Origin of the sequence: Paracoccus panacisoli (assembly GCF_042435015.1) — a bacterium.
Classification (GTDB): Bacteria; Pseudomonadota; Alphaproteobacteria; order Rhodobacterales; family Rhodobacteraceae; genus Paracoccus; species Paracoccus panacisoli.
Map to the genome: position 1 here is coordinate 45,193 of NZ_JBHMQU010000088.1, position 24,310 is coordinate 69,502.

General features: G+C 72.4%; 22 protein-coding genes. 10 read left to right on the top strand and 12 right to left on the bottom strand.

What is annotated here, in order from left to right; genetic code table 11:
* Nucleotides 1-109 precede the first annotated feature (109 nt).
* From ureG to trpS, 9 genes are all read right to left on the bottom strand, one after another.
* Nucleotides 110-754 carry an urease accessory protein UreG gene (gene ureG / locus ACFHYO_RS15295; protein ID WP_394321521.1) on the bottom strand — a complete coding sequence of 215 codons (645 nt, stop codon included), beginning with the start codon at nucleotides 752-754 and terminating at the stop codon, nucleotides 110-112.
* Nucleotides 751-1,434 (bottom strand): urease accessory protein UreF, encoded by a 684-nt coding sequence (locus tag ACFHYO_RS15300; RefSeq protein ID WP_394321522.1) that lies wholly within the window; start codon nucleotides 1,432-1,434, stop codon nucleotides 751-753. Before ACFHYO_RS15300 ends, ureG begins: the two co-directional genes overlap by 4 nt.
* Nucleotides 1,418-1,882 (bottom strand): urease accessory protein UreE, encoded by a 465-nt coding sequence (locus tag ACFHYO_RS15305; RefSeq protein WP_394321524.1) that lies wholly within the window; start codon nucleotides 1,880-1,882, stop codon nucleotides 1,418-1,420. Before ACFHYO_RS15305 ends, ACFHYO_RS15300 begins: the two co-directional genes overlap by 17 nt.
* A 17-nt stretch (nucleotides 1,883-1,899) precedes the next feature.
* Entirely contained in the window at nucleotides 1,900-3,603 is a 1,704-nt protein-coding gene (gene ureC / locus ACFHYO_RS15310) for an urease subunit alpha (RefSeq protein ID WP_394321526.1), read from the bottom strand.
* Entirely contained in the window at nucleotides 3,604-3,909 is a 306-nt protein-coding gene (locus ACFHYO_RS15315) for an urease subunit beta (RefSeq protein ID WP_036700105.1), read from the bottom strand.
* A 1-nt stretch (nucleotide 3,910) separates the two neighbouring features.
* A complete protein-coding gene (locus ACFHYO_RS15320; protein ID WP_394321528.1) occupies nucleotides 3,911-4,474 on the bottom strand; it encodes a HupE/UreJ family protein in 564 nt (187 codons plus the stop codon).
* Between the two features lie 9 nt (nucleotides 4,475-4,483).
* Nucleotides 4,484-4,786, bottom strand: coding sequence for an urease subunit gamma (locus ACFHYO_RS15325; protein WP_394321529.1), 303 nt, complete (start codon nucleotides 4,784-4,786; stop codon nucleotides 4,484-4,486).
* A complete protein-coding gene (locus tag ACFHYO_RS15330) occupies nucleotides 4,783-5,640 on the bottom strand; it encodes an urease accessory protein UreD (protein WP_394321531.1) in 858 nt (285 codons plus the stop codon). Before ACFHYO_RS15330 ends, ACFHYO_RS15325 begins: the two co-directional genes overlap by 4 nt.
* 218 nt (nucleotides 5,641-5,858) lie before the next feature.
* Nucleotides 5,859-6,878 carry a tryptophan--tRNA ligase gene (gene trpS / locus ACFHYO_RS15335; RefSeq protein WP_394321533.1) on the bottom strand — a complete coding sequence of 340 codons (1,020 nt, stop codon included), beginning with the start codon at nucleotides 6,876-6,878 and terminating at the stop codon, nucleotides 5,859-5,861.
* A 109-nt stretch (nucleotides 6,879-6,987) separates the two neighbouring features.
* Between trpS and ACFHYO_RS15340 the strand changes: the two genes are divergently transcribed.
* The gene (locus ACFHYO_RS15340) at nucleotides 6,988-7,698 is read left to right on the top strand and encodes a rhomboid family intramembrane serine protease (protein ID WP_394321534.1); all 711 of its coding nucleotides are present in this window, start codon (nucleotides 6,988-6,990) and stop codon (nucleotides 7,696-7,698) included.
* Between the two features lie 75 nt (nucleotides 7,699-7,773).
* On the opposite strand, the gene murJ is transcribed toward ACFHYO_RS15340, so the two are convergent.
* The 3 genes from murJ to ACFHYO_RS15355 form a co-directional block, all read right to left on the bottom strand.
* Entirely contained in the window at nucleotides 7,774-9,306 is a 1,533-nt protein-coding gene (murJ, locus tag ACFHYO_RS15345) for a murein biosynthesis integral membrane protein MurJ (protein WP_394321536.1), read from the bottom strand.
* Nucleotides 9,307-9,472: 166 nt separating this feature from the next.
* Complete coding sequence (locus ACFHYO_RS15350) at nucleotides 9,473-12,205, bottom strand: [protein-PII] uridylyltransferase (RefSeq protein ID WP_394321573.1); 2,733 nt, start codon at nucleotides 12,203-12,205, stop codon at nucleotides 9,473-9,475.
* A 71-nt stretch (nucleotides 12,206-12,276) separates the two neighbouring features.
* A complete protein-coding gene (locus tag ACFHYO_RS15355) occupies nucleotides 12,277-13,476 on the bottom strand; it encodes a penicillin-binding protein activator (RefSeq protein WP_394321538.1) in 1,200 nt (399 codons plus the stop codon).
* A gap of 183 nt (nucleotides 13,477-13,659) precedes the next feature.
* On the opposite strand from ACFHYO_RS15355, the gene rsmI reads away from it, so the two are divergent.
* The 9 genes from rsmI (at nucleotide 13,660) to ACFHYO_RS15400 (ending at nucleotide 24,308) form a co-directional block, all read left to right on the top strand.
* Nucleotides 13,660-14,580, top strand: a complete 921-nt coding sequence (gene rsmI / locus ACFHYO_RS15360; RefSeq protein ID WP_394321540.1) for a 16S rRNA (cytidine(1402)-2'-O)-methyltransferase — start codon at nucleotides 13,660-13,662, stop codon at nucleotides 14,578-14,580.
* Nucleotides 14,580-15,002: a YraN family protein gene (locus tag ACFHYO_RS15365; RefSeq protein WP_394321542.1), complete on the top strand. Its 423-nt coding sequence runs from the start codon at nucleotides 14,580-14,582 to the stop codon at nucleotides 15,000-15,002. The genes rsmI and ACFHYO_RS15365 overlap by 1 nt, the downstream gene beginning before the upstream one ends.
* A gap of 68 nt (nucleotides 15,003-15,070) precedes the next feature.
* Entirely contained in the window at nucleotides 15,071-16,015 is a 945-nt protein-coding gene (gene gshB / locus ACFHYO_RS15370) for a glutathione synthase (protein ID WP_394321544.1), read from the top strand.
* Nucleotides 16,016-16,172: 157 nt separating this feature from the next.
* Entirely contained in the window at nucleotides 16,173-17,687 is a 1,515-nt protein-coding gene (locus ACFHYO_RS15375; RefSeq protein WP_394321546.1) for a YifB family Mg chelatase-like AAA ATPase, read from the top strand.
* 315 nt (nucleotides 17,688-18,002) lie between these two features.
* Nucleotides 18,003-19,574 carry a bifunctional phosphopantothenoylcysteine decarboxylase/phosphopantothenate synthase gene (locus ACFHYO_RS15380; protein WP_394321547.1) on the top strand — a complete coding sequence of 524 codons (1,572 nt, stop codon included), beginning with the start codon at nucleotides 18,003-18,005 and terminating at the stop codon, nucleotides 19,572-19,574.
* Nucleotides 19,571-20,617, top strand: a complete 1,047-nt coding sequence (locus ACFHYO_RS15385) for a cysteine desulfurase family protein (RefSeq protein WP_036706430.1) — start codon at nucleotides 19,571-19,573, stop codon at nucleotides 20,615-20,617. The genes ACFHYO_RS15380 and ACFHYO_RS15385 overlap by 4 nt, the downstream gene beginning before the upstream one ends.
* Nucleotides 20,618-20,634: 17 nt before the next feature.
* Nucleotides 20,635-22,164, top strand: a complete 1,530-nt coding sequence (sufB, locus tag ACFHYO_RS15390; protein WP_156113465.1) for a Fe-S cluster assembly protein SufB — start codon at nucleotides 20,635-20,637, stop codon at nucleotides 22,162-22,164.
* 22 nt (nucleotides 22,165-22,186) lie between these two features.
* A complete protein-coding gene (gene sufC, locus ACFHYO_RS15395) occupies nucleotides 22,187-22,948 on the top strand; it encodes a Fe-S cluster assembly ATPase SufC (protein WP_036700075.1) in 762 nt (253 codons plus the stop codon).
* Nucleotides 22,941-24,308, top strand: a complete 1,368-nt coding sequence (locus ACFHYO_RS15400; RefSeq protein WP_052176577.1) for a SufB/SufD family protein — start codon at nucleotides 22,941-22,943, stop codon at nucleotides 24,306-24,308. Before sufC ends, ACFHYO_RS15400 begins: the two co-directional genes overlap by 8 nt.
* Nucleotides 24,309-24,310 lie beyond the last annotated feature (2 nt).

Genomic DNA, 24,310 nt, shown 5'->3' on the forward strand with positions numbered 1-24,310 from the left:
CCGAGGCGCCCGAGGCGCGCCGTTCCGCACCTTCCGGCCCGTTATCGTAGCCAGCCCCCAGAGGTGCCACACCGTGCGCCGACCTGCGCGGCCCGACGCCGCGCCGGGGTCAGCGCGGGGCGAGACCCCCCGCCTCGACGATGTAGCGCACCACCTGATCGACCCCTGTGCCGTGCCGCAGCGCCGCCATCACCACCGGCCTTGTGCCGCGTGCGGCGCGGGCGTCGGTTTCCAGCAGCCCTGCATCGACCCCCACATGGGGCGCGAGGTCGGTCTTGTTGACCACCAGCAGGTCCGAGCGCGCCAGCCCCGGGCCCTTCTTGCGCGGGATGTCCTGCCCGGCCGCCGTGTCGATCACATAGATCGTCAGGTCCGCCAGCTCCGGCGAGAAGGTCGCGGCGAGGTTGTCGCCGCCCGACTCGATCAGCACCAGCTCGAGGTCCGGGAAGGCCGCCGAGAGGTCCGCGACGGCGGCGAGGTTGATCGAGGCGTCCTCGCGGATCGCGGTGTGCGGGCAGCCGCCCGTCTCGACCCCGCGGATGCGCTCGGACGGCAGCACCTGGGCGCGCATCAGCGCCTCGGCGTCTTCGCGGGTGTAGATGTCGTTGGTGATCACCGCCATCGACAGCCGCGGGGCGAGGGCGCGGGCGAGCTCGATGGTGAGCGTCGTCTTGCCCGCGCCGACCGGGCCGCCGATGCCGACGCGCAGGGGACCGTGGGCGGGCGGATGATGGGCGTCGAAGAACTCGGTCATGAGCGGAAGATCCTCGTGGGCATGGTTTCGTGGCGCATCTGGGCGATCTCGGCGCCGAGCGCGCAGGTGCCGAGCGCGGCCTCGTCGGCCACCGCCGCGCGGGCCGCGGTGGCGCGGATCGCGGGGCCGAGCGCGGCGAGCAGGCGCTGCCCCTCGGTCTGCCCGAGCGGCAGGAACCGCACCGCCGCCAGCGTCAGGTTCAGCGTCTGGCCGTGCAGGTAGAGCGTCAGCACCTCGGGCGCGGGCAGGCCCAGCGGCGCCAGCGCCCGCCCCACGGCGACGGGCAGGGCGGCGGGGGTGGGGGCGCCCAGCCCCAGCGCGGCGGCGGTGCGGGCAAAGGCCGCGCCCTGTTCCAGCGTCTCGGTCAGCCGCTCGGGCGAGAGGCAGAGCGCGCGGGCCAGCGCGCCGAGCCGCGCGGGGTCGGCGCCCGGCCGCAGCGCCAGCGCCATCAGCACCGCGTCGGACCAGAGCGCCCCATGCGCCAGCACCGCCCCGATCCAGTCCCCGAGCGTCGCGGCGTCGGTGACGATCCCCGCGTCCATCGCCCATTCGAGCCCCTGCGCATAGGCGAAGCCCCCGGTGGGGAAGGCCGGCGAGAGAAGCTGCACCGCGACCAGCCGGGCCGCAGTCGGGTCGTGGGCGAAGGCGTCGGCCGCGGCGCCCTCAGTGGCTGTGGCCAAAGGTCCGGCCATGCCCGTAGGCGCCCCCCTCGGGGCGGAAGGGGGCGAGGCTGCGCGTCACCCGCGCGCCAAGCTGCGCCAGCATCTGTTCCAGCACCGGGTCGGCGCGGATCACCAGGTGGTCGGCGTGGATCTCGCACGGGCAGTGGCGGTTGCCGATGTGCCAGGCGAGCCGCGTCAGGTCGCCCTCGACCCGCAGCACCGGCTCGCGCGCCGGCACAACCTCGACGGCCGAGCCGTCCTCGAGCACGAAGGCCGCGCCCGCGTCGAGGCTGACGGTGCGGGGCAGATCGACCATGAAGGCCGCCCCGCCCTCGGTCATCAGGCGGCGGCGGCGCAGGCAGCGGGCCTCGTAGTCCATGACGACCCGCCCGACGACGCGCCGGCCGGCGGTCTCGGCGGTGGTGGCGCAGGCGGTGCCGAGCGTGTCTCCATCGGCCATGAGCATGGGTCTCTCCTTCTCGGTCAGAACAGGAAATAGCGTTGCGCGAGCGGCAGTTCGGCCGCCGGCTCGCAGGTCAGCAGGACGCCGTCGGCGCGGACCTCGTAGGTCTCGGGGTCCACCTCGATCACCGGCGTCGCGTCGTTCAGGCGCATGTCGCGCTTGCCGATGCCGCGGGTGCCCTCGACCGCGACCGCGGCCTTGCCCAGCCCGTCGCAGGCCCCGGCCTCAAGCCCCGCGCGGCTGACAAAGCTGACCGCGGCGGCGTGGCGGGCCCGGCCGAGCGCCCCGAACATCGGCCGCATGGCCATCGGCTGCGGGGTCGGGATCGAGGCGTTGGCGTCGCCCATCTGCGCCGCGGCGATCTGGCCGCCGACCAGCACCATCTCGGGCTTGGCGCCGAAGAAGGCGGGGTGCCAGATCACCAGATCGGCGCGCTTGCCCGGCTCGACGCTGCCCGCGTGGGCGCTGATCCCGTGCGCCACCGCCGGGTTGATGGTGTATTTCGCCACGTAGCGGCGGGCGCGCAGGTTGTCGTTCTCGCCCGTCTCGCCGTCCAGCCGGCCGCGCTGGACGCGCATCTTGTGCGCCGTCTGCCAGGTCCGGGTCACGACCTCGCCCACCCGGCCCATCGCCTGGCTGTCCGACGAGATGATCGAGAAGGCGCCGAGGTCGTGCAGGATGTCCTCGGCCGCGATCGTCTCGCGCCGGATGCGGCTTTCGGCGAAGGCCACGTCCTCGGGGATGCGGCGGTCGAGGTGGTGGCAGACCATCAGCATGTCGAGGTGTTCCTCGATGGTGTTGACGGTGTAGGGCCGGGTCGGGTTGGTCGAGGAGGGGATGACGTTCTGCGAGCCCACCACGCGGATGATGTCGGGGGCATGGCCGCCGCCCGCGCCCTCGGTGTGATAGGCGTGGATGGTGCGCCCGGCGATGGCGGCGAGGGTGTTCTCGACGAAGCCGCTTTCGTTCAGCGTGTCGGTGTGGATCATCACCTGCACGTCGTGATGCTCGGCCACCCCGAGGCAGCAGTCGATGGCGGCGGGGGTGGTGCCCCAGTCCTCGTGCAGCTTGAGCGCGCAGACCCCGGCGCGGACCATCTCGTCCAGCGCCGCGGGGCGGCTGGCGTTGCCCTTGCCGGCGAGGCCGATGTTCACTGGCAGGCTGTCGGCGGCCTCGAGCATCCGGCGGATGTGCCACGGCCCCGGCGTGCAGGTGGTGGCGAGCGTGCCGTGCGCGGGCCCCGTGCCGCCGCCGATCAGCGTGGTCACGCCCGAGGCCAGCGCCTCGTCGACCTGCTGGGGGCAGATGAAATGGATGTGGCAGTCGATGCCGCCGGCGGTGACGATCCGCCCCTCGGCGGCGATGACCTCGGTGCCGGGGCCGATGACGATGGTGACGCCCGGCTGGGTGTCGGGGTTGCCGGCCTTGCCGATGGCGGCGATGCGGCCGTCCCGCAGGCCGATGTCGGCCTTGGTGACGCCGGTCCAGTCGAGGATCAGCGCGTTGGTGATGACCGTGTCGACCGCGCCCTCGGCGCGCGTCGCCTGCGACTGGCCCATGCCGTCGCGGATGACCTTGCCGCCGCCGAACTTCACCTCTTCGCCGTAGAGGGTCAGGTCGCGCTCGACCTCGATCACCAGCGCGGTGTCGCCCAGCCGCACCCGGTCGCCTGTGGTCGGGCCGAACATCGCGGCATAGTCGCGGCGGGCGATCTCGACCGGCATCTAGAGCGCCCCCATGATCTGGCCGTTGAAGCCCCAGACCTGCCGCGCACCGCCGAACGGGACGAGCTGCACCTCGCGGCGCTGCCCCGGCTCGAACCGGATGGCGGTGCCGGCGGGAATGTCGAGGCGCATCCCCCGAGCCGCGGCCCGGTCGAAGTCGAGGCCGGGGTTCGTCTCGGCGAAGTGGTAGTGGCTGCCGACCTGCACCGGGCGGTCGCCGGTGTTGGCGACCATCAGCGTCAGCGCCGGGCGGTCGGCGTTCAGCGTCAGCGTGCCGGGCGCGGGGAGGATCTCGCCGGGGATCATCTCAGGCCACCGCCAGCGCGACGCCGGCGAGCGCGGTCGCCCCGCCCACGATCCGGGTCGAGAGCCGCGGCAGCAGCCGCGCGGCGAGGATGCCCGCAAGGTGCAGCGCCGCCGTCGCCGCCGCGAACCCGGCGGCATAGGCGGCAAGGCCGGTCGCGGGCCCCTCGGCCCCATGCGCCCAGCCGTGGGCGGCGCCGGACACCGCGCTCATGGCGATGAGGGCGGTGCGCGGCAGCCGCACGGCAAGGGCGACCAGCGCGGCCAGCACGATGACCGAGGCGAGGATCACCGGCTCGACCGCCGGGAACGGCAGCCCGGCCGCCCCCGCCGCCCCGCCGGCCAGCATCGCCGCGACGAACCCCGCGGGCAGCGCCCAGACCGCCCGCCCGCCGGTCTGCGCCGCCAGCGCACCCAGCGCGACCATGGCGAGCACGTGGTCCGCGCCGCCAATCGGATGCGCCACGCCTGCGGCCAGCCCGCCGAGCGGGTGGCCGGTATGGGCGAGCGCGGCGCCGGGCAGGGTCAGCGCGGCGAGCGAGAGGACGGCGAGGGGGGGCAGGCGCATCGGCGGCTCCTAGCGGATCGGGTGGTGGACGGTGACGAGCTTGGTGCCGTCGGGGAATGTGGCCTCGACCTGCACGGTCTCGATCATCGCGGGGATGCCCTCCATGCAGTCTTCGGCGCGGACGACCTGGGCGCCGGCCTCCATCAGCTCGGCCACGCTGCGGCCGTCGCGGGCGCCCTCGACGACGAAATCGGCGATCAGCGCGATGGCCTCGGGGTGGTTCAGCCGGACGCCGCGGGCAAGGCGGTTGCGCGCCACCATCGCCGCCATGGCGACGAGCAGCTTGTCCTTTTCGCGGGGGTTCAGGTTCATGCGGCCCTCTCGGGGGTGAATTGCCAGCAGCGGGGCAGGGGTTCGGGGCGCAGCAGCGCGACGATCCGGGCGAGCTGGCGGCGCAGCGGCCAGGCGTCGGGGGCGTGGGCGCGCAGGATCAGCCGTCCATCCCAGCCGGTCGCGGCGGCGGTGACGCCGGGTTCGGTCAGCGCCGCGCGGACGGGGGCGAGCGCGTCCTCGGCCCCCGGCGCGGCGAGGATCAGCGTGGCGAAGGCCCGCGCCCCGGCAAGCAGCGCCGGCTGGCCGGCCCGGGCCAGCGCGGCGGTGTCGAGCCGCAGCGGGTCGATCAGCAGCGGCGCGCCGCCGCGGCGGATCTCGCGCCGGTCGGTGAGCGAGAGGGTGGCCACCGTCTCGCCCATCGCCGCGCGGCCGAGGACGATGGTCTCGATCCCGAGGAAGCGCGCGTCGGGGGCGAGGTCGACGCGCGTGTGCCGGTCCAGCGCCGCGCCGTCGAAGAGGATCGTCTCTTGCGGCAGCCAGTCGAGGCTTGCGCCGGGGCCGGCGCTGAGCGTGACCTCGACCGCAGCGCGGCCGCCCTCGGCGCGATAGGCGCGCTCGGCGGTCTGGGTGGTGGCGGTGGCGCGGCCGGCGGCGAGGTCGAGCGCAAAGGCGAGGCGGTCCCCCGCCGTCAGCCCGCCCGAGGTGTTGAGGAACACGACCTGCGGCGCCTCGGTCGCGGGCGGCAGGTGCAGCATCGCCTTGGCCGACCCGGCCTGCGCGAGCGCCATGATGCGCCCGCCCTCCAGCGCCACGCGCGCGCGCCCGTGGCTGCGCTGGTGGCGCACGGGACGGGGGGCGGTCGGCAGAGGGGTCAGGACCTGGGCATCGAGCATGGCCCGAGGCTGCGCGGCAGGGGCCGCCGTCGGAAGGGGCCGGGGCGGGCGCCGTTACGTCCCCGGTCGCCCGGCGCGCAGTTTGCCCGAGGATTGGGCAGCGTGGCGGTGGGTTGGGCCGTGGCGGGATGGAGCCGAGGGGTCGGGCCCTGGCCGGTGCGCGGGCAGCGGGCGTGACGCCGCGCCCGTAACCCGGTCAGGCGCGCCGTGTGCCCGCCTCAGCGGCGGGCGGGGATCATCCCCATGATCTCGCGCGCCTCGGCCACGATCGGCGCCGCGATGGCGTCGGCGCGGGCGGCGCCGTCCTGCAGGATGCGGTCGATGGCGTCGGGGTCGGCCACCAGCTCGCTCATCCGCGCGGTGATGGGCGAGAGCGCCGCCACCGCCACATCGGCGAGCGCCGGCTTGAAGGCGCCGAAGCCCTGCCCCTCGAACCGGGCCAGCACCGCGTCCTGCGCCTCGCCCGACAGCGCGGCGTAGATGTTGACGAGGTTGCGGGCCTCGGGGCGGTCCTTCAGCCCTTCCATGCTGCCGGGCAGGGGGTCGGCGTCGGTGCGGGCCTTGCGGATCTTCTGGGCGATGGTGTCGGCGTCGTCGGTCAGGTTGATCCGGCTCGCGTCCGAGGGGTCGGACTTGGACATCTTCTTGGTGCCGTCACGCAGGGACATGACGCGGGTCGCGGCGCCCTCGATCACCGGCTCGGGCAGTGGGAAGAAGTCGGTGTCGTAGTCGTGGTTGAACTTGGCGGCGATGTCGCGGGTCAGCTCGACGTGCTGCTTCTGGTCCTCGCCCACAGGGACGTGGGTCGCCTGATAGGCGAGGATGTCGGCCGCCATCAGCGCCGGATAGGCGAAAAGGCCCAGCGACTGCGCCTCGGCGTTCTTGCCGGCCTTGTCCTTCCACTGGGTCATGCGGTTCATCCAACCCATCCGCGCCACGCAGCTCAGCATCCAGCCGAGCTCGGCATGGGCCGGGACGTGGCTTTGGGCAAACAGGATCGACTGGCCCGGATCGACGCCCGCGGCGATGAAGCCCGCGGCCAGCTCGCGTGTCTGGCGGCGCAGCGCCTCGGGGTCCTGCCACACGGTGATCGCGTGCAGGTCGACGAGGCAGAACACCGTCTCGACCTTGCCCTGGCCTTCGGCGAAGCGCTTGAGCGCGCCGAGGTAGTTGCCGAGCGTCAGCCCCCCGGACGGCTGGATGCCGGAAAAGATGCGGGGAGAGTGAACGCGCGCCATCGGCCTGCCTGCTGGAAAAAGGATCGGCGCCGGATTACCCCTTGGTCCGAACGGGCGCAACTCCCTGCCCCCGGACGGGCGCGTGCTGCGCCACGCGAGAGGACGACAGATGCGAGCCGGATACGACGAAAGCCCCGTGAACCCCGTGCCCGCGGTCATCTGGCTGCTGGCGCTGCCGATCCTCGCGTCCGAGCTCTACTTCGGCCTCGGGCGGCTGGGGTTCCTGTCGGGCGGCAGCGGCGCGGGACAGGCGGCGCGGCAGATCATGGTCGAGCGGACGGCCTTCGCGCCCGAGTTCCTGATCCGCGCCTGGGACCGCCACAGCGTCGCCGGCGGGCAGCTTTGGCGGATGCTGACCTATCCCTTCGTGCATTACTCGATGACCCACGCGCTCTTCGTGCTCGTGTTCCTGCTGGCGCTCGGCAACATGGTGGCGCGGGCGATGCGGCCCTGGGCGGTGGCGGTGGTCTTTGCCAGCGCCGCGGTCGGTGGGGCGGCGGTCTATGCCGCAATCGCGGCGGCGCTGCCGCAGATGCGCTTCGATCCGCTAGTGGGCGGGTATCCGGCGGTCTACGGGCTGCTCGGCGCGTTCACCTTCCTGCTCTGGGCGCGGTTGGGTGAGGAGCACGCCAACCAGTTCCGCGCCTTCACGCTGATCGGCTTCCTGCTCGCGTTCCAGCTCATCTTCGGGGTGCTGTTCGGCGGCGCCGGGAAGAACTGGATCGCCGAGGTGGCGGGGTTCGTGATCGGGTTCATGATGTCCTTCGTGCTGGTCCCGGGCGGGCTGGCGCGGCTGCGGGGACGCATCCGCCACCGCTGAGCGACCCCGCCGGACCGGGGGTTTTCCACCCCCGGACCCCCGGAGGATATTTGCGCAAGGAAGAACGACGCGCGGTCAGCGCTTGCGGCGCACCGCGGCCTTGAGGTCCGCGGGGCGGATCGCGCCGGTGGCGAAGCTCAGCGCGAAATAGAGCGCGGCGCCCCCGAAGACGAGGATGGCGAGGCCCAGCGGGTCGCCCTCGCCGTCGGCGGCGAGCCAGCGGCGCAGCACCCACAGCCCCGCGGCCATCAGCAGCGACGAGATCAGGATGCGCGGCAGGCTGCGGATGAGCCGCGCGTCGGCGCGGGCGGCCGTGCCCATCCCGCGCGTCCCCCACCAGAGCTGGGCCACCATGAACCACGCGGCCATCGTCGTGCCGAGAGCGGCGGCGAGGAACCCGACGGTGCCCATCAGCCCGAACGCCACCGCTGCGTTCACCACCATGGACACCAGCGCGAAGCGGAAGGGCGTCCGGGTATCCTCGCGCGCGAAATAGAGCGGCTGGAGGATCTTCTGCATGACGAAGGCGGGCAGCCCGAGGGCGTAGACGATCAGAGCCCGCGCCGTCTGCTGGGTGTCGTTTGCGTCAAAGGCGCCGCGCTCGAACAGCGTCGCCACCATCGGCACGGCGATCACCGCGATGGCGCAGGCGGCGGGCAGGGTGAGGAACATCCCGAACTCGGTCGCCCGCGAATAGGCCGACTGCCCGCCCGCCTCGTCGCCCGCCCTGAGCCGGCGCGCCAGCTCGGGCAGCAGCACCACGGCGACCGCGGCCCCCACCACGCCGAGCGGCAGCTGGTAGAGCCGGTCCGAGTAGCTGAGCCAGCCGATCGCGCCCTCGAAGAACGAGCCGACCTGCCGGCCGACGAGCAGGTTCACCTGCACCACGCCGCCGGCGAAGATCGCGGGGAGCGCGATGGTCAAGAGCCGCTTCATGTCCGGCGTCAGCCGCGGCCGGCGCGGGATGAAGCGCCAGCCGGTGCGGCTCGCGTCCCACCAGACCAGCGCGAGCTGCGCCACCCCGGTCAGCGGCGTGGCCCAGGCGAGCGTCAGCCCGAGATCCCAGCCAAGCGCCCGCCCGAGCAGCATCCCGACGATGAAGAGCAGGTTCAAGAGCACCGGCGCCGCCGCCGCCGCGGTGAAGCGGCCGTTGGCGTTCAGCACCCCCGACACCATCGAGGCGAGCGAGATCAGCAGGATATAGGGGAATGTGATCCGCCCGTATTCGACCGCGAGGTCGAAGCGCTGGTCCCCCGCGAACCCCGCCGCCATCAGCCACACGAGCCCCGGCATGGCGATCATCGCCACGGCCGAGAACACCGCGACCACGAACGCCAGCCCCGAGAAGGCGTCCTGGGCAAAGCGCTGGGGATCGTCGCCCCCCTCGAGCTTCTTGGAGAACAGTGGCACGAAGGCGGTGTTGAAGGCGCCCTCGGCGAAGAAGCGCCGGAACATGTTGGGCAGCGACAGCGCGACGAGGAACGCCTCGGCCACCGGCCCGGTCCCGAGCCAGGCGGCCATCAGGATGTCGCGCACGAAGCCCGAGAGGCGCGACAGGAACGTCCACAATCCGACCGAGACAAAGCCCCGCACCAAGCCGCCGCGCATTCTCGTCCCTTCCGGTCCTGCCCTTCGCGCGCCGCCCTAGCCCCGCGGACCCGCCCGCCGCAAGGGGCCGCGCGCGGCGGCGCCAGCCCTAGCGCCGCGCGCCCCGCGTCTTTCTGGCGCAAATACCCATCGGCAGCCGTCACCGGGGACAGTGGCTGCCGCCTCCTTACCCCGCCGCCCGCTCGGCCCCCTCGCGGATCGCCTGCCGCAGCTTGCGTTCCAGCGCGTCGCGGCGGGACTGCTGGTGCATCTTCAGCCCGAACATGTCCTTGACGTAGAAGCTGTCCACCACCTGCGCCCCGTAGGTGGCGATCACGGCGCTGACGATCTGGATGTGGTTGGCGGCCAGCGTCCGGGTCAGGTCATAGAGCAGCCCCGGCCGGTCGCGGGTATCGACCTGGATGATCGTGTGGATCTCGGACCCTTCGTTGTCGAAGGTGACGTGGGTCGGAAAGCGGAACGCGCGCTCGCGCCGCTTGACCTTGTCGCGGTCGGCGAAGGCTTCGCGCGGGACGACCTCGCCCGCCAGCGTACGCTCGATCATCCGGCGCAGCTGCGGCAGCCGCTCCGAGGAATAGGGCCGCCCCTCGGCGTCCTGCACCCAGAACACCGCGGTCGCATAGCCGTCCCGGGTGGTATAGGTGCGCGCGTCCACCACGTTCGCGCCGACCAGCGCCAGCGCCCCGGCGAGGCGCGAGAAGAGGCCGGGGTGGTCGGCCATCACGAACGCCGCCCGGGTTGCGTCGCGGCGCAGGTCGGGGTCGAGGTCCATGCGGATCTCTTCGGCCGAGATGCCCTTGAGCAGCCGCGCGAACACCTGCTGGCTGTCGGTCGGCAGGCCCTGCCAGTAGCTGTCGTAATGCCGCCCCGTCTCGGCCCGGATGTCGGCCGGCGCCCAGCCCTGCGCGGTCAAGAGATGCCTGAGCGAGCGCCGCGCCTCGTCCACCCGCTGCTCGCGGTTCACGTCCTCGAGCCCGTTCTCCAGCGCGTCCGCCGTCAGCCGGTGCAGCTTGCGCAGCAGCTCGGCCTTCCAGTTGTTCCACGTCCCCGGCCCCACGCCGCGGATGTCGCAGACCGTCAGCACCAGCAGCAGGTCGAGCCGTCGGCGCGAGCGCACCGCCTTGGCAAAGTCGCGCAGCGTGCGCGGGTCGGCGATGTCGCGCTTCTGCGCCACGTCGGACATGAGCAGGTGGTTGCGCACCAGCCATTCGACCAGTTCGGTCCGCTCGGCCGACAGCCCCAGCCGCTGGCAGATGCGGCGGGCAAGCTGGGCGCCGATGATCGAGTGATCCTCGGGGCGGCCCTTGCCGATGTCGTGCAGCAGCGTGGCGAGATAGATCACCGTCCGGTCGATCGGGCCGCCCATGATCCGGCTGACGATCGGCAGGTCCTCGACCACCTCGCCGCGCTCGATCCGGGCCAGCTCGGCCACGCACTGGATCAGGTGCTCGTCCACGGTGAAGTGGTGGTAGACGTTGAACTGCATCATCGCGACGATGCGCTCGAACTCGGGGATATAGGCGCCGAGCACGCCCAGCTCGTTCATCCGCCGGAGCGCGCGTTCCGGGTTGCCGTGGCGCAGCAGCAGGTCAAGGAAGATGCGCGCCGCCTCGGGGTCGGTGCGCACGCTGTCGTCGAAGCGGCGCAGGTTGCGCGCCACCCGGCGCATGGCGTCGGGGTGCAGCAGGATCTCGGTGCGCAGCGCCTCCTCGAAGAGCCGCAGGATGTTCAGCGGGTCGTCGAAGAAATGCTCGGGATCGGCGACGGTCAGGCGGCCGGTCTCGACCTGGAAGCCCGGCCGGACGCGGCGGCGGCGGAACCGCTCGAGCAGGGGCGCGCGGTAGAGATGGCGCTGCTCGAGCGCGGTCAGGAACACGCGGGTCAGCTCGCCTACCCGTGTGGCGTGGCGGAAATACTCCTGCATGAAGATTTCGACGCCCCGCCGCCCGCCCGCATCGCGGTAGCCCATGCGCTCGGCCACCTCGAGCTGCATGTCGAAGCTCAGCTTGTCCGCCGCCCGGCCGGCGGCGAGATGCAACTGGCAGCGCACCGCCCAGAGGAAATCCTCGGCCGCCCAGAAGGTCGTGTGCTCCTCGCGGGTGAAGAGGCCCAGATCGACCAGCTCGATGGCCCGGTCGACCTGATGGATGTACTTGCCGATCCAGTAGAGGGTCTGGAGGTCGCGCAAGCCCCCCTTGCCCTCCTTGACGTTCGGCTCGAGCACGTAGCGCTGGCCGCCCTGGCGCTGGTGGCGGGCGCTGCGCTCGGCGAGCTTGGCCTCTATGAACTCGGGGACGGTGCGGCTGAAGAGCTCGGGCCACAGCCGGTCGCGCAGCTCCTGCGCGATCACCGCGTCGCCGCAGATCAGCCGGTGCTCGAGCAGGCTGGTGCGGATGGTCATGTCGCCCTCGGCCAGCCGCAGGCATTCGTCGACCGAGCGGGTGGCCTGGCCGACCTTCAGCTTGAGGTCCCAGAGCATGTAGAGCATCGACTCGACGACGCTCTCGATCCAGCCGGCGGGTTTCCACGGGTGGACGAACAGCAGGTCTACGTCCGAGTGCGGCGCCATCTCGCCGCGGCCGTAGCCGCCGACGGCCATGACGGCGAGGCGCTCGGCCTCGGTCGGCGCGAGGTTGGGGTGCAGGTGGACGGTGGCGACGTGGTGGATCGCCTGCACCGTGGCGTCGGTCAGTGCGGCGATGGCGCGGACCGTCTCGCGCCCCTTGCGGGGATGGGTGGCGAGGCCGGCGACGATGTCGGCCATCGCCTCGGCCCGGGCGGTGGTCAGCAGGGCCACGGTGCGGGCGCGGATGTCGCGGGCGTCGGTCGCGCCGACGAGCGCCGCGTCGATGGCCACTTGGGCGGTGGCCGGGTCGAAGAGCGGGTGCGCCCCGGGCAGGGCCGGGGCGCTCTGGATGGCGGTCACCGCGTCGCGGCCGGGCGCGGCGCCCGGATCGGGGTGGGCCAAGTTCAGAGCCCGAAGCCGCCGAAGCTGGACCGCGCCGGGTCGATCACGACCAGCTTGCCGCCCTGCAGCGTGGCGACCGAAAGCTGGCGCTGGTTCGACCCGTCGGGCCGCAGCCGGAACGGCCCCTGGATGCCGGCAAAGCCCGCCCCCCGGGTCAGGCCCGCGGTGGTGACGGCATTCGCGCGCCCTGCACGGACGTTGGCGGCGATGGCCGACACGCCGTCATAGGCGAGGGTGGCGAAGTCGTGGGGGTTCTCGCCATAGGCGGCGCGGTAGCGGGCGTTGAACGCGGCCATTCGGCCGAGGTCGGGCACCGCGAACCAGCCGTTCTGGAGCTGCGGCAGGCCGGCGCGGCTCGCCGGGACGTCCCAGCGGGTCAGGCCCATGAGCTGGATCGAGCGCGAGGACACGCCGGCGCTGGCCAGCGCCGCGGTGATCTCGGGCAGGGCCTCGGCGTGGTTGCCGGTCAGGAACAGCGCCTGGGCCTGGTTCTGGGCCGCCGCGCGGGCGATGGTCGGGGCGATGGCGTCCATCTCGGCGCGGCTGAGGCCGTGGCCGGTCTTGCCGACCATGGTGCCGCGGTTGCGGGCGATGGCGCCCTCGATCGCGGCGCCGCCGAGCTGACCGGCGACGTCGTTCTCATGCACGATCAGGAAGCGGCGCAGGCCCTGCTTGACGCCGTACGAGACGAGCCGGTCGGCGGTGTTGCCGAAGGTGTTGCCGAGCACGAAGAGGTTGCCGCCAGCGATGTCGGCGTTGTTCGAGAAGGACAGCACGTTGACCCGGCCGCGAACGGCGTTGCCGACCGCATTGGCCGATTCGCCGTGCAGCGGGCCGACGATGACCTTGGCGCCCTCGGCCACGGCCTTGTTGGCCATGGCGACCGCCTGGCCCGCGTCGTCGCCCGATTCGTAGACCCGCAGGTCGATCCGCGCGCCCTGCGCGTCGGCCACCGCCATCCGCGCGGCGTTGGCCATCGAGCGGGACATGTAGTCGTAGTTCGGATCGCCCGAGCCGCCGGGCACGAGCAGCGCCACCTGGACCGGCTGGGAGGGATCGATCATCGGGCCGGTCTGCGCGCCGGTGGCGGTGGGTTCGGTGGGCGCGCAGGCGGCGAGCGCCGCCGCCGAGACGAGGGCCGCGACCCGCAGCAGGGGGCGGCGCCAGAGCGCAGCCGGGCGGGCCGTAAGAGTGGCGGACATGCGGATGATTCCCTCTTTCTGGGGTGCCGGATGCGGGGCAGGGTAGTCTTGTTCCGTGCCGCGTGGCAACCTGACCGACCCGGCAGGTCAGGGGCGCACCGGCCGGTGCGCGCGCGGCCCCGGGGCGCGCCGGGGCGGCGCGCCCCGGCCCCGCGGACGGGGCATTCGCAGCGGAGGTTTCACATGGCGGGATCAGACGACGACGGCAGCGGCGGCGCCGTCCACGCAGCCGCCCAGCCGGTGCCGGCGGGCGTGCTGGCGGCACGGCTCGAGCCGGGGCTGCACCTCGTCGCGACCCCGATCGGCACGGCGCGCGACATCACCCTGCGCGCGCTCGACGTGCTCAACGCCGCCGATCTTCTGGCGGCCGAGGACACCCGCACCCTCCGCCACCTGCTCGCGATCCACGGCATCCCCCTTCGCGGGCGCCGCATCGTGGCCCACCACGATCACAACGCCGCCCGCTCGACCCCCGGGATCCTCGCCGCCATCGGCCGCGGCGAGGCGGTCGCCTATGCCTCGGACGCGGGAACGCCGCTGGTGGCCGACCCCGGCTTCACCCTGGCGCGCGAGGTCACCGCCGCCGGCGGGCGCGTCCACGCCGTGCCCGGCGCCTCGGCGCTGCTCGCGGCCCTGAGCGTCGCGGGTCAGCCCACCGACCGGTTCCTCTTCGCGGGCTTCGCCCCGTCGGCGCAGGGCGCCCGCCGCCGATGGCTCGCCGAGGTGGCCGGGGTCGGCACGACGGCGGTCATCTTCGAGAGCCCGAGGCGCGTTAAGGAAATGTTGGAAAAGTTGTGCGAACTTGACCCGAATCGCGCTATCTCTGTGTGCAGGGAGCTGACGAAGAAGTTCGAGGAAGTCCGGCAAGGCACGGTCGCCGATGTCGCGGCCGGCATCCCCGACGAGGGGCTTCGGGGCGAGGTCGCGGTGGTGCTGGGTCCCCGCCCGGCGGAACTGGCGGACGATGAGGGCGTGCGGGCCGCGCTCGCCGGGCGGCTGGCGACGATGACGGTGCGCGACGCCGCCGCAGCCGTGGCGGCCGAGACGGGCCGGGCGCGCAAGGATGTGTATCGCATGGCTCTGGCCATGCAGGAGGGTGAGTGATGCAGACCGCAATGCCCTGGGCTATCCAGGCCCGCCCCGGACCCGCCCCCGCCGGGGTGCGCGCCGCCCGGGGACTGGCTGCCCACGCCAGCGGCCATTCGGCCGAAGCCCGCGTGGCCGATCACTATTTGGACCGCGGGGCCGAGGTTCTCGAGCGGTGCTGGCGCAGCCCGGCCGGCGAAGTGGACCTGATCGTCCGCGACGGGGATGCCGTGGTGTTCGTCGAGGTGAAGAAAGCCGATACTCATGACGCGGCCGCCGCCCGGCTGTCGCGTCGGCAGATGGATCGCATCTGCATGGCGGCACTCATCTATGCCGACAAGCTTCCGGGCGGCGCGCTGACCGATATCCGCTTCGACGCCGCGCTGGTGGACGCGACCGGCCGGGTCGAGATCATCGAGAACGCGTTCGGCCTGAACTGACCGCGCCTTGCATCGCGGCGCCGGGCGCGCGACAACCGGCACCGATTGATGGTGAGCGGAGAGCCGGGATGAGCCTCAAGGTCGCGCTGCAGATGGACCCGATCGAGGCGGTCTCGATCGACGGGGATTCGACCTTTCGACTGGGGCTCGAGGCTCAGGCCCGCGGCCACAGCCTGTTCCAGTACACGGCCGATCGGCTGATCTTCGACGAGGGGCGGCTGCTCGCGCACGGGCGCGACGTCACCCTGCGCCGCGAGGCGGGAAACCACGTTGATTTCGGCGAGTGGCAGACCGTCGACCTGTCCGGCTTCGATGTCGTCTGGCTGCGGCAGGACCCCCCGTTCGACATGGCCTATGTCACCTCGACCCACCTGCTCGACCGCATCCATCCGGCCACGCTGGTCGTCAACGACCCGTTCTGGGTGCGGAATTCGCCCGAGAAACTGATGGTCCTTGATTTCCCCGACCTCACCCCGCCGACCATGATCGCCCGCGACGTGCAGGCCATCCGCGGCTTCCGGCAGCGTCACGGCGAGATCATCCTCAAGCCGCTCTATGGCAATGGCGGCGCGGGCGTCTTTCACCTGCCGCAGGCCGACGCCAATCTGTCGGCGCTGCTCGAGCTGTTCGGCGGCATGAACCGCGAGCCGGTGATCGTGCAGAAGTATCTGCCCGCCGTGGTCAAGGGCGACAAGCGCATCATCCTCGTGGACGGCGAACCCGTGGGGGCGATCAACCGCGTGCCGGCGCAGGGCGAGGCCCGGTCCAACATGCACGTGGGCGGCCGGCCCGAGAAGGTCGGCCTGACCGATCGTGAGCGCCGGATCTGCGTCCGCATCGGGCCGGTCCTGCGCGAGAAGGGGCAGATCTTCGTCGGGATCGACGTGATCGACGGATGGCTGACCGAGATCAACGTGACCTCGCCGACCGGCATCCAGGAGCTTGAGCGGTTCGATGGGGTCAACGCCGCTGCGCTAATCTGGGACGCGATCGAACGCCGACGGGCGGCGTAAGTCGCTGACGGAAACGTTCGCGGCGATGTATCTGGCTACACCCTTAAAAGTATGCGTCGGGAACGCGCCAGCACACAGCATTCCCGTTCGCGCGGTCGCTGTTAACTCTTTCTCAACCGCTCGCCGCTAACGTCCCTTCGAACCGAGGGAGCAGCGGATGGTCGCAATCGCTTACAGCGTCGCCTTTGACGGGATTGAGGCGCGGCTGGTCGAGGTTCAGGCCGCGGTGTCGCCCGGGCTGCCGTCCTTCACCGTCGTCGGCCTGCCCGACAAGGCGGTGAGCGAGGCGCGTGAGCGGGTGCGCGCAGCGTTCGCCGCGATGGCCATTGCCATGCCGTCGAAGCGGGTCACGGTGAACCTCTCGCCCGCCGATCTGCCGAAGGAGGGTTCGCATTTCGACCTGCCCATCGCGCTCGCCATTCTGGCCGCGCTCGATCTCGTGCCGGCCGACGAGTTGGCGACGGTGGTCTCGCTCGGCGAACTGGCGCTCGACGGGCGGCTGGTGCCGGTGGCCGGGGCGCTGCCGGCTGCCGTGGCGGCGGCGGATGAGCAGCGCACGCTGATCTGCCCGCCCGCCTGCGGGGCGGAGGCGGCGTGGGTCGGGGCGGTGCCTGTCGTGGCGCCGCAGGGCCTGCGGCAGGTGGTCGACCACCTGACAGGCCGCGCGCCGGTGGCGCAGGCGCGGGCCGGCGACGTGCGGCCGCCGGCGAAGGGCCCGGACATGGCCGACGTGCGCGGGCAAGAGCGGGCCAAGCGCGCCATCGAGATCGCTGCGGCCGGGCGGCATCATCTCCTGATGGTGGGGCCGCCGGGGTCGGGCAAGTCGATGCTCGCCGCCCGCCTGCCGGGGCTGATGCCCGAGCTGACGCCGGCCGAGGCGCTCGAGACGTCGATGATCCAGTCGCTCGCGGGGATGCTGAGCGAGGGCGCGATTTCGCGGGCGGCGCCCTATCGCGACCCGCATCACACCGCCTCGATGGCGGCCATGGTCGGGGGCGGGCGGGGGGCGCGGCCGGGCGAGGTCAGCCTAGCCCACAATGGCGTGCTGTTCATGGACGAACTGCCCGAGTTCCCGCGCCAGGTGCTCGAAACGCTGCGCCAGCCGCTCGAGACCGGCGAGGTTGTGGTGGCGCGGGCCAACGCACACGTGCGCTATCCCTGCCGCTTCCTGCTGGTGGCGGCGGCGAACCCGTGCCGCTGCGGGCATCTCGCCGACGCGGCGCGGGCCTGCGCCCGCGCGCCGCAGTGCGGGGCGGATTATCTCGGCAAGCTGTCGGGGCCGCTGATGGACCGCTTCGACCTGAGGATCGAGGTGCCGCCGGTGGCGATCGGCGATCTCGAGCAGCCCGCGGCGGGCGAGGCCAGCGCCGGGATCGCCGCCCGGATCGCCGCGGCGCGGGCGGTGCAGGCTGACCGCTTTGCCGCGCACCCGACGCTGCGGGTGAACGCGGATGCCTCGGGCGGGGTGCTCGAGGAGATCGCGGCCCCCGATGCCGAGGGCCGCAGCCTGATCCTGCGCGCGGCCGAGCGGTTGGGGTTGAGCGCGCGCGGGTATCACCGGGTGCTGCGGACGGCTCGGACCATCGCCGACCTCGACGGCAGCGAACGGGTGCGCGCGCCGCATCTGGCCGAGGCGATCAGCTATCGGCTGCCGTTTGCCGCGGCGGCGTGAGGGAGGGGGGAGCAACGAGGAGCTGACGCAACATTTTGGGGCGGGGCGAATTTTCGCTTGCACGTTGGCTCGGAGAGCCACCCCCTCGCTGGTCGCTGGTCGCTGGTCGCTGGTCGCTGGTCGCTGGTCGCTGGTCGCTGGTCGCTGGTCGCTGGTCGCTGGTCGTTGGTCGCTGGTCGCTGGTCGCTGGTCGCTGGGGCCAACCCGCCGCCGCCCCGCCCATTCCTTGCCCCGCCGCCGCGGGTCGCCTAGGACTGGCGTGACCGGCGCCCGTCGAGGCGCCGAAGGGCGCATGGGCGAGAGGCGGAGGCTGGGATGCAGGGGCGGCGGGTTCTGCTGATCGTCGGGGGCGGGATCGCCGCCTACAAGACGCCCGAGCTGATCCGGCTGCTCTCCGGCGAGGGCGTCAGGGTCACCACCGTCCTGACCGAGGGAGGCGCGCAGTTCGTCACCCCGCTGACCCTCGCCTCGCTGTCGGGCGAGGCGTGCTACACCGCGCTCTGGGACCTCACGCGCGAGGCCGAGATGGGGCATATCCAGCTGTCACGCGCGGCCGATCTGGTCGTGGTCGCGCCGGCGACGGCGGACCTCATGGCGAAGATGGCGGCGGGGCTGGCGGGCGACCTCGCCTCGACCCTGCTCATGGCGACGGACAAGCCGGTTCTGATCGCGCCCGCGATGAACGTGCGGATGTGGGAGCATCCGGCCACGCGCCGCAATCTGGAGACCCTGCGCGGCGACGGGATCCTGACGGTCGGGCCCGATGTCGGGGCGATGGCCTGCGGCGAGTGGGGCGAGGGGCGGATGGCCGAGCCTGCGGCGATCGTTGCGGCGATCCGCGAGGCCTTGGGTGGGGGCGCGGCTGGCCCAGGTTCGGGTGGCGGCTTGGCCGAAGAGACGGGCCGCGGGGCAGAGGCGCCGCTGCGGTTGACCGACGCCATCCTTCGGCTCACGCCGGATTCTGCCGTCCGCGCGGCCGCTGGTGCAGCCGGGCGTGGCGAGACGGAGGCGGCGCTCGCGGGGTGGGGCGAGGGGGCGCCGCTTGACGTAGGCCGCTTAGATACCGAGACGAGCGGCACGGCCAATGGCTCGGGTCTTGCCGCAGACGGCTCCGCGGCGACGCGCGCCGTTGGCCCGGTGCAGGCCCAACCGGCAGCCGCCAGTCCGACCGGCACCACCGACCCCGGCGCCGCGCTCCCCGCCCCCGGCCCGCTTGAAGGTCGTCACGTCATCGTCACCTCCGGCCCGACGCATGAGCCGATCGACCCGGTGCGCTACATCGCCAACCGCTCGTCGGGCGCGCAGGGGACCGCGATCGCCGCGGCGCTGCGCGATCTGGGCGCGCGGGTCAGCTTCGTCACCGGCCCGGCCGAGGTGCAGCCGCCCGAGGGCGTCGAGGTGATCGCGGTCGAAACGGCGCGCGAGATGCGCGACGCGGTGGAAGGCGCGCTGCCAGCCGATGCCGCGGTCATGGCCGCCGCGGTGGCCGACTGGCGCGTGGTGAACGCCGCCGACCGCAAGCTGAAGAAGGACGGCTCGGGCCGGCCCCCGGCGCTCGAGATGGCGGAAAACCCGGACATCCTCGCGTGGATCAGCCGTTCGGACCGGCGCCCCGCGCTGGTGGTGGGGTTCGCCGCCGAAACCGACGACGTGGTCGTCAACGCCACCGCCAAGCGGGCGCGGAAGGGCTGCGACTGGATCGTCGCCAACGACGTCCGCCCGGCCACCGGGATCATGGGCGGGGCCGAGAACGCCGTGGTGCTCGTGACCGCGGACGGCGCCGAGCCGTGGCCGCGGCTGCCCAAGACCGAGGTCGCGCGCCGCCTTGCCGGGCGCATCGCCGCGGCGCTGGGCGAGGGGGCGGCCGCGCCGGACGAGGCGCCGTGAGCCGCGTCTATCTCGACTGGAACGCCACCGCGCCGTTGCGCCCCGAGGCGCGGGCGGCGATGGCCGAGGCGCTGGACGTGACCGGCAACCCCTCGAGCGTCCATGCCGAGGGGCGGGCAGCCAAGATGCTGCTCGAGCGGTCGCGCGAGACGCTGGCCGAGGCGCTGGGCGCGGCGCAGGCCGATATCGTGTTCACCTCGGGCGCGACCGAGGCGGCGGCGCTGGCGCTCGAGGGGCAGGGGCTCGCCTGCGCCGGGATCGAGCATGACGCGGTCCGCGCCTGGTGCGCCGAGACGCTCCCGGTCGAGCCGAGCGGGCGGGTGACGGTCGCGGACCCGGCGGGCGCTGCGCTGCAGCTCGCCAACAGCGAGACCGGGGTCATCCAGGACTTGCCGCAGGGGCTGGCGGTCAGCGACCTGACCCAGGCGTTCGGCAAGATCCCCTTCGCCTTCGACTGGCTCGGCGTCGCGGCGGGGTTCGTCAGCGCCCACAAGCTCGGCGGCCCGCGCGGCGTGGGCGCGCTGATCCTGCGCGCAGGCGCCGACCGTCCCGCCCGGCTGCGCGGCGGCGGGCAAGAGAGCGGGCGCCGTGCGGGGACCGAAAACCTTGCCGGAATCGCCGGTTTCGCGGCCGCGGCGGTGGCGGCGCAGCGCGACCTCGCGGTGGGAATGGCGGAAAAACTGGCCGAAATGCGCGACCGGCTGGCGATGAGGCTGGAAGATCATGACGGAAACACTATGTTGCCGGGACGCGATTCCCCCCGGCTGCCGCAGACGCTGTCGATCCTGACGCCCGGCTGGCGCGGAGAGACGCAGGTGATGCAGATGGACCTCGCCGGTTTCGCCGTCTCGGCGGGGTCGGCCTGCTCGTCGGGCAAGGTCCGGTCCAGCGGGGTGTTGCGGGCGATGGGCGTGCCTGAGGCGGATGCCGGGTGCGCGCTCAGGGTGTCGTTCGGGGCGACGACGACGCCAGAGGAATTGGACCGCTTTGCCGCCGCGTGGCTTTCCGCCCGCGCCCGCTGGCAGAGCAAGCAGGGAAGGTGAGGCCGATGGCTGAAACCATGATGGCGGAGACGGGCCCGCAGGAACTGGACGTCCGCGAGGGCGTGGACCGCGAGACGGTCGAGACCGTGGCCAGCATGGGGTCCTACAAATACGGCTGGGACACCGACATCGAGATGGAATACGCCCCGAAGGGGCTGAACGAGGACATCGTCCGGCTGATCTCGCAGCGCAACGACGAGCCCGAGTGGATGACCGAATGGCGGCTCGCCGCGTTCCGCCGCTGGCAGGGGATGGAGGAGCCGCGCTGGGCGATGCTCAACTATCCCGAGATCGACTATCAGGACCAGTATTACTACGCCCGCCCCAAGAGCATGGCGGTCAAGCCGAAGTCGCTGGACGAGGTCGACCCCAAGCTGCTCGCCACCTATGAAAAGCTGGGGATCCCGCTCAAGGAACAGGCGATTCTTGCCGGGATCGAGGGCGCCGAGGGCGCCCCGGCCGAGGCGCGGCGGGTCGCGGTCGACGCGGTCTTCGACAGCGTGTCGGTGGGCACGACCTTCAAGGACGAGCTGGCCAAGGCGGGGGTGATCTTCTGCTCGATCTCCGAGGCGATCCGCAACCATCCCGAGCTGGTGCGCAAGTACCTCGGCTCGGTCGTGCCGCAGTCCGACAACTTCTTCGCCACGCTGAACAGCGCGGTCTTTTCGGACGGCTCGTTCGTCTACATCCCGCCGGGCGTCCGCTGCCCGATGGAGCTGTCGACCTATTTCCGCATCAATGCCGAGAACACCGGCCAGTTCGAGCGCACCCTGATCATCGCCGACAAGGGCAGCCACGTCAGCTACCTTGAAGGCTGCACCGCGCCCAAGCGCGACACCGCCCAGCTGCACGCCGCGGTGGTCGAGATCGTCGTGCTTGAGGATGCCGAGGTGAAGTACTCGACCGTCCAGAACTGGTTTCCGGGCGACGAAGAGGGCAAGGGCGGCATCTACAACTTCGTCACCAAGCGGGCCGACTGCCGCGAGGCGCGCGCCAAGGTCATGTGGACGCAGGTCGAGACCGGCAGCGCGATCACCTGGAAATACCCCTCGTGCATCCTGCGCGGCGAGGCGAGCCAGGGCGAGTTCTACTCGATCGCCATCGCCAACAATGCCCAACAGGCCGACACCGGGACCAAGATGATCCATCTTGGCAAGAACACCCGCTCGCGCATTGTTTCGAAAGGGATTTCCGCGGGCCGCGCCCAGAACACCTATCGCGGGCTCGTGTCGATGCACCCGCGGGCGACCAACAGCCGCAACTATACGCAGTGCGACAGCCTGCTGATCGGCGACCAGTGCGGGGCGCACACCGTGCCCTACATCGAGGTCAAGAACACCTCGAGCCGGGTCGAGCACGAGGCCACCACCTCGAAGGTCGATGACGACCAGCTCTTCTACTGCCGCGCCCGCGGCGTGGGCGAGGAAGAGGCGGTGGCGCTGGTCGTCAACGGCTTCTGCCGCGAGGTGCTGCAGGCGCTGCCGATGGAATTCGCCATGGAGGCCCAGAGCCTCGTGGCCATCTCACTGGAAGGAAGCGTCGGCTGAGCCGGCGCCCGAGGGGTCAGGAATGCTGAACATCACCAATCTCCACGCCGAGCTCGAGGACGGCTCGCGGCAGATCCTCAAGGGGGTCGACCTGACCGTCCCGGCGGGCGAGGTCCACGCGATCATGGGGCCGAACGGGTCGGGCAAGTCGACGCTCTCCTATGTGCTGTCGGGCCGCGACGGCTATGAGGTCACGCAGGGGACCGCGACGCTCGAGGGCGCCGACCTGCTGGAGATGGAGCCCGAGGAGCGCGCCGCGGCGGGGCTGTTCCTGGCGTTCCAGTATCCGGTCGAGATCCCGGGCGTGGGCAACATGACCTTCCTGCGGACGGCGGTGAACGCGCAGCGCAAGGCGCGGGGCGAGGCCGAGCTGACCGCCGGCGAGTTCCTCAAGGTGGTGCGCGAGAAGGCCAAGGGCCTCGACATCGACGCCGAGATGCTGAAGCGCCCGGTCAACGTGGGCTTCTCGGGCGGCGAGAAGAAGCGCAACGAGATCCTGCAGATGGCGATGCTCGAGCCGCGGATGTGCATCCTGGACGAGACCGACTCGGGCCTCGACGTGGACGCGATGCGGCTGGTGGCGGAAGGGGTGAACGCGCTGCGCTCGCCCGAGCGGGCGTTCCTCGTCATCACCCACTACCAGCGCCTGCTGGACCATATCCGCCCGGACGTGGTGCACATCATGCACGACGGCCGGATCGTGAAGACCGGCGGGCCCGAGCTGGCGCTCGAGGTCGAGCAGAACGGCTATGCCGACATCCTGAGCGAGGCCGTCGATGGCTGACGCCGCGACCCTCACCCAGCAGACCCCGACCGTCGAGGGCGGCACGCCCGCGCCGCGCGACGCGCTGGCCGCGCGGCTCGACGGGCTGACCGTGGGGATCGCGCGCGACGGCACGCTGGCCCCCGCGCGGTCCGAGGCGGCCGCGCGCCTGCGGGCCATGGGCCTGCCGCGTCCGCGCGATGAATACTGGCGCTACACCGACCCCGCGCCGTTCAACGCCGAGGCGCCGCGGCCGGTGGCCGTGGACCCGGCGCTCGGCGATCCGCCGCTCTTTGCCGACATCGACCGGCTGCGCCTGGTGTTCGTGGACGGGGCCTTCGACGCCGCGGCCTCGGACCCGCTGGAGGCCGAAGGGATCGAGATCGCCCCGCTCAGCCGCGCCGACGCCGAGCCGGGCCACTGGGTCGGGGCCGCCTACGGCGTGCTCGAGGCCGCCGGGCAGGTGCCGGTGCGCCGCCCCTTCGCGGCGCTGAACACCGCCGCCGCCCGGGACGGGGCGGTGATCCGGGTGACCGGCTCGGTCGCGCGGCCGGTCCAGATCCTCTACCGCCGCAGCGACGACGCGGCCGACGTGCTCTGCCACCACGTCCTGCGGCTCGAGCCCGGGGCGGCGCTCACGCTGCTCGAGAACGGCATCGTGGGCGCCCGCGGCAACGTGGTGATCGAGGCCGACCTCGGCGCCGGCGCGCGCCTGAACCACGTCGCCGCGCATCGCGCCGGGCAGCCGCGGGTCTCGGTCTCGCATCTCTTCGCCCGGCTGGCCGAGGGCGCTGCGCTGAAGAGCTTTGCGCTGTCGGTGGACGGTGCGCATATGCGGCAGGAAAGCTGGATCGACATCGCGGGCGACGACGCGCTCGCCCATGTCGCGGCGGCGGTGCTGGGCGACGGCGACGGCTTCCACCAGGACGACACGGTGTTCGTGACCCACGGCGGCCTGCGCGGCGAAAGCCGGCAGGTGTTCAAGAAGGTGCTGAAGAACGGCGCCACCGGGGTGTTCCAGGGCAAGATCCTCGTCAAGCCGGGGGCGCAGAAGACCGACGGCTACCAGATCAGCCAGGCGCTGCTGCTGGACGAGGCGAGCCAGTTCCTCGCCAAGCCCGAGCTGGAAATCTACGCCGACGACGTGAAATGCAGCCACGGCTCGACCACCGGCGCGCTGGACGAGACGGCGCTCTTCTATCTGCGCTCGCGCGGGGTGCCGCGTGAGCGGGCGATCGTGCTGCTGGTGCTGTCCTTCCTCGCCGACGCGCTGGACGAGGTCGAGGACGAGGCGCTGCGGACCCAGATCGGCGAGCGGCTCGAGGACTGGCTGACCGCGCGGGCCACGGCGCTGCCCGGACCGGGCGGGGCAGGGGCCTGAGC